The following is a 5394-nucleotide window of genomic DNA, read 5'->3' on the forward strand; positions in this document are numbered from 1 at the left end:
CCCCCCACCACCCCCACCAGCCTCTTCACTGGTGAGCTCGCGCGCCTCCTGGCTCTCTTGTTGGAGCTCCTGTTGGACCTCGTTCAGCTGCGTTCGGGTGGCCTCGTCCCCGACGTTGGCGACCTCGGCGAGATTCTGCGCAATGTCGAGCTTCGTCACACCGAGGCTGGCATTGGCTCGATCCAGATCGGCTGGAGAGCTCGCCGCACGGGCATTCTCCAGCGTGTCCTGGATGTTCTTACCGTCTTGCCGGAGGCTGTTCTCCGCATTCTCGAGGTTGCTATTGTTGGCGCCCCCGCTTTCCTGATGGAGTGCATTCGACGCATCCTGGAGCGCCTCCAATTGATTGAAGCCATCCAGCTCGACTTTCTGGACCTCCTTGGCGGTTGAAACCTGCTGGGCCAGCTCTTGCTGGGTTTTCGCCAGCTCATCCGGCTGTGGCACTCCCCCCTGCTTGAGCGCATTGGCGATGGCTTTCTCGACATCCGCCGCCGACATGGGCTTGTCCTTGGACTTCTTGAACAAGCCGATCGCGAACTCAGCGCACTGAAGGAAATTGGCGATCGACTCGAAGAGCTGGACGGGGTAACTGTTCAGGAAGCTCTGGATGCCGACCAGGATTTTGTCCCCCCAGGTCTGGTCTACATCAATGCCCAAGGCCAACTGCCCATTCACCGTACCATTGAGAACAGGGACAATGGTTCCATAGTCTTTCGCATCGCCTGTAAACACACTTTTGTCGGTGTAATTGCACGAAAGCGTGATGTTGGGGCTGTCTGAGGTCGGGTCCGAGACAAGCTGTCCGTTCTTGAAGTACAGCGGCATGGAAGCCGGATCACCGCTGTAGGAGATCGTGTAGGCACCTGACGCGTCGGTGACAGAGGCCCCCGCCGAGGATTGAGTGAGCGTGACGCTCCCGAGTTGGACAGACCTGGTGCCCTGGTCGTCGGCGACATACACGCTATAGGTGTATGACTTCTGGAAATTCGCCCACGCAAAGGGGAACGTCCTCAGATACGTGGACACAGCCAAATACGAGTCGTACGTCACGTTCTTGAAGCTGGACGTACCTGCGAAGAAATTGCTCTCCGCCGTGGCCGTGGAAGCAGCCGTCGCGTTTGTCGCCATGTTCTGCGTGGCTGTAGCGAACTCCTTCGCCAGGGAAGAATCCGGACGAGCATTGATCAACTGGTAGAACTTGAACGCACTGGCCAGGACTGACACGTCGGCATCTGCCACCGTTATGGCCGGATACACTTGAGGACCGAAGAGCGGCAGATCCTCGGAATTCACCAGCTTGACGGGAAAGAAGGTATCGGGGTCCGTGACCATCAGCTTGAAATTTGTCCCGCCGCCAATCTTCGTCGTGTCGAGCAGGAGTGTGTCACTGGCTCCCGCCGCCAGTGGGTCGCTCTTCGCAAAGAGGAGTTTCGACAATGTCGTGGCGTACCACTGGAGCAGGCTGTCGGAATCCGCGCTGAAGACGTTGAGGATGACGACACCACCGTTCCAACCACTGCTCGGCGAGGATGACCTGCCGGAGTCGGTGATCGAGTTGGTGACATTGCAGCTATTTTCGGCTGGAGAAGTGCTCATTCTACCTTCCTTTCAACAGTGAGACTGCACATGCACGGAATCGTGTTGATGATGAGTTGTGTGTGTCGACCTAGCTGGGAGCCGAGTCATGGCTGAGCGCTGGTGACGGCACTCGCGCCAGACCTGCCCGTGTCGAGCAGCGCCTTCAGGTCCTGCGCGGAACCATTGAAGAAGCTCTGGTCCACCGCGACGGGAACGCCGCTCACCTTGCCGGTCTCCGAGTATTGCCAGAAGTGCCACTGCTTCCAGCCTTGCGGAAGCTTCGGCTTCTGGGAGGGGTGGCTCATGTACTCGGCGAGCCACAGGGGGTGGTCCGTGAAGTAGGCGTGGTTGCAGAAGCTCGTCTGCCATGTCTGGTGGTTCGTGTAGATCATCGGCTTGCGGCCGACCGCCTTCTCCACCCCTTGGGAGAAGCGCTGCACCATCCCGGCGAGCTGCTCGCACGTGAAGCCCTGGTACTCTTCCTGGAACTCCTCCACGTCCAGCACGGGAGGCAGCTCTCCCGGGTCGCTCTTCAGGTGCCGGGTGAAGTTGGCGATCTGCTGGTCCACGTCATGCTTCGGGTGGAAGAAGTGGTAGGCGCCCCGAGGCAGCCCCACCTTCCTGGCCCCGCTCCAGTGCGAGGAGAAGCGCGGGTCCACCACGCCCGTGGAATCCGTGGCCTTGATGAAGACGAACGAGACGGACGTCTTCACGGTCTCCCAATCCACCGTCGGCTGGTAATGGGACACATCAATGCCTTGCAGCCGATGCTGCTGGGCGGTGGTGCCCTGCTGGACCTCCTGGCCCTGCTTGACCTCCGTGGCCCCGCTGGCGGCGGGCGCCGGCTCGGCACGGGAAGCGGCGGGCGGCGCCGCGGGAGGCGCCGCCTGCGCCGGGGGAGAGGAGCAGGCCACGAGCAGCGACAAAGGCCCCAACATCGACAAAGACTTCACCACATCCATCCAGGAAGACATCACTGCACCCCTTTTTCTAGGAGAGAGGTTTTCGGCCCCGGCCTGGGGCCTGACACATCCATCAATAGACAACGAAGCTGAGAGTGAGGTTGGGCAGCACGCGTCGGGCCCCGCCCAGCGGCAGGTGGACACCGCCTCCCAGCACGAGCCCCAGCTCCCGCCCGGCAATGGACGGGGTATAGGTGAGGAAGGCGTCTGCGCCGCTGCCCTCCAGCGACTTGAAGTCGGAGGACAAGCCTCCGGCGAACCCCACCGGCCCCAGCCGCAGCACGCGCGCCGAGCCACCGAAGCGCACGAGGCTCGAGGTGCGGAACGAGCTCCCGATGGTTGCCATATAGGACCGCTGGGAGAGCGGGGCTTCGTCCCGCGGAGCATTCGCATAGGTGAAGTTCGCATCCACCAGCCGGGCCTGCGTCAGCGGGCGGTACTTCCCCGTGCCATCGGGAGTGACCTCCGTGAGCTGGACGCGCTCGGTCATCAGCGAGCCGTCCGTCTGTTGCATCACCGTGCCCTCCACCTGGAAGGATTGGGTGAGCTCGAGGTCTTCGTCTCCCTGCAACCAGATGTTCGGGTCCTTGAGGTGGACACGTCCCTCGGAGTCGGTGAACTCGTAGGAGATGACCTGCCGGGCCGGAGAAGCCATGGGCGCGCCGGGCCGCGCGGGGGCAGGCGGCTCCTCATGGGCCGTCTCCGTGCCGCCCCGTTCCCGTTGCTGCAATCCGAAGACGGCCTGGGAGATGCTCTTGATGGCGAGTGCGTGCTCGCGGCGGAACTTCTCGAAGTCCGCGTCTCGGGCGGTGAGCAGGGCCTGATATTTCTCGTCCAGTGTGTCCTGGGTCACCAACCGGGCGCGGGCGACGCCCAGTTGCGTGTTCAGGGCCTGCATCTGCCGTTCGCTCTCGGTGAGCCTACCCTGGAGCTGGCGCTGGTACTCGGCATAGCGCCGCTCCCAGTCAGCATCCCGGTAATGATGATAGGCGTAGGCCCCCCCCACGGCGGAGCCGACGACCAGCAGCGCGGTACTGATTGCGCCTGATGGCTTGAGCAGCAATACACGACTCTCTTGAATGAGCCGTTCGCGAAGCGGTCGGCCCGATGTGTTGACTATACGACGGACATGCATTCCGAATGCAATTACAGGCAGGGCGAGAAGCGCCACGCAGGCTGACTGGCGTGTTTAGATTTGACTTCAAACCATCGCGAGAGTGGCATGTGAGCAGCCCCAGAAAAACATTGCAACCGCGCCACCTGTCTGTGCTTGCGGCGACGTGAGAGAGCGGTGATGTATCGGAGCCGGGGTCCAGGCGATCCGCCATCACGGTCCCGGAGGCCCTCGACGTCACCGGCACCTCGGCCGAGATGGTGAGGATGCAAGACCACGGCGCGCTCAGGCTGGCCGGCTCCGTGAAAAAGGACTGGCAGGCCCAGGCTGTCACAACATATCGGGCCTCTGCGTCCTCCTTCCCGGAGACCCATGACCGCGCCGCCACCCACCCCCTCTCCCGAAGAACTCCAGCGCCACCGCCCCCGGCTGCTCGGGCTCGCCTACCGCATGCTCGGCGAGCTCGCCCCCGCCGAGGACGTGGTGCAGGAGGCCTACCTGCGCTGGCACCAGGAGGACCCTCAGGACATCCAGAGCCCGGAAGCCTGGCTGGTCACGGTGGTGAGCCGGCTCGCGCTGGACAGGCTGCGTCGCGCCGCCACCGAGCGCGCCGCCTACGACGGCCCCTGGCTGCCCGAGCCCGTGCTGACCGAGGCGGCCACGCCGGAGGAGGCCGCGGAGCGGGCCTCGGACTTGTCGGTCGCGCTGCTGGTGCTGCTCGAGTCGCTGAAGCCCGAGGAGCGCGTGGCCTTCCTGCTGCGCGAGGTGTTCGGCGAGGAGTACGCGACGCTGGCACGCGTGCTCGGCCGCAACGAGCCCGCGGTGCGGCAGCTGGTGCACCGGGCGCGTGAGCGGGTGCGCGAGGGACGCCCGCGCTTTCCCGCCCCGCCGGACGTGAAGGAGCAGCTGCTGCGGCGCTTCCTCCACGCGCTCGCCGATGGAGACCAGTCGGAGCTGGTCTCCATGCTCGCCCCCGGCGTGACGTTCACCAGCGACGGGGGCGGCAAGGCCTATGCCGCGCGCAAGCGCATCGAGGGAGCCGAGCGCATCATCCGGATGCTGCTCGGGCTGCGGCAGAAGCTGCGCGGCACGATGGAACACCGCTTCGTGTCACTCAACGGCCAGCCCGCCGTGCTCACCTTCCGCGACGGTGCGCTCTTCCATGCCACGATGCTCGACGTGGACGGCGAGCGCATCCGCGCCATCTACCGGGTGCTCAACCCGGACAAGCTGCGGCGGCTCCAGCAGGAGGCCGTTCAGCTCGCGTGAGCCACGAAGCCGGGCGGCGTGCGAAGGGGGACGCCAAGGCGATTCAGCGCGTTGATGTGCGCCACCTGCAGAACGAGCGCGGCGAGCGCCTCCGCGTCGAACGCCGCCCGCGCCGCCTCCCAGACCGCGTCCGGCACTCCTTCCGGGCCCAGCTCCGTCGCCGCCTCGGTGTAGGCGAGCGCGGCCCGCTCCGCGTCGCTGAAGAGCAGGGACTCGCGCCACACCACGAGCTGGTGCATGCGCTCCTCGGGCTCGCCCGACCGGCGCGCCTCGCGCACGTGCATGTCCACGCAGAGGACGCAGCCGTTCATCTGCGAGGCGCGAATCTTCACCAGCTCGCGCACCCGCGCGTCGAGCGGGCCCTCCCGGAGCACGGTGTCCAAGGCGATGAGGGCCCGGTAGGCGTCTGGGGCGAGCCGGGCAAGGTCCAGGCGGGGGCGCGCGGGCCGCTGGCCTCGTCGGGCGTGGGCC

5 protein-coding genes are annotated in these 5394 nt (G+C 65.1%); 1 reads left to right on the plus strand and 4 read right to left on the minus strand.

The features are described from left to right. The 3 genes from HG543_RS51115 to HG543_RS51125 all read right to left on the minus strand — a co-directional run. Positions 1-1596 (minus strand): hypothetical protein (locus HG543_RS51115; protein ID WP_169352265.1); only part of this gene is annotated, 1596 nt, incomplete at its 3' end. A gap of 86 nt (positions 1597-1682) precedes the next feature. Next, a complete protein-coding gene (locus HG543_RS51120) occupies positions 1683-2552 on the minus strand; it encodes a glycoside hydrolase family 25 protein (RefSeq protein ID WP_169352266.1) in 870 nt (289 codons plus the stop codon). A 61-nt stretch (positions 2553-2613) separates the two neighbouring features. After that, positions 2614-3603 carry a hypothetical protein gene (locus tag HG543_RS51125; protein ID WP_169352267.1) on the minus strand — a complete coding sequence of 330 codons (990 nt, stop codon included), beginning with the start codon at positions 3601-3603 and terminating at the stop codon, positions 2614-2616. 423 nt (positions 3604-4026) lie between these two features. Here HG543_RS51125 and sigJ point away from each other — a divergent pair, with 423 nt between their 5' ends. Beyond that, positions 4027-4923, plus strand: a complete 897-nt coding sequence (sigJ, locus tag HG543_RS51130; RefSeq protein ID WP_169352268.1) for an RNA polymerase sigma factor SigJ — start codon at positions 4027-4029, stop codon at positions 4921-4923. Here the strand turns inward: sigJ and HG543_RS51135 are convergent. Next, positions 4911-5394 (minus strand): carboxymuconolactone decarboxylase family protein (locus HG543_RS51135; protein WP_281404559.1); only part of this gene is annotated, 484 nt, incomplete at its 5' end. The genes sigJ and HG543_RS51135 overlap by 13 nt on opposite strands.

This window comes from Pyxidicoccus fallax, from assembly GCF_012933655.1.
Taxonomy (GTDB): domain Bacteria; phylum Myxococcota; class Myxococcia; order Myxococcales; family Myxococcaceae; genus Myxococcus; species Myxococcus fallax.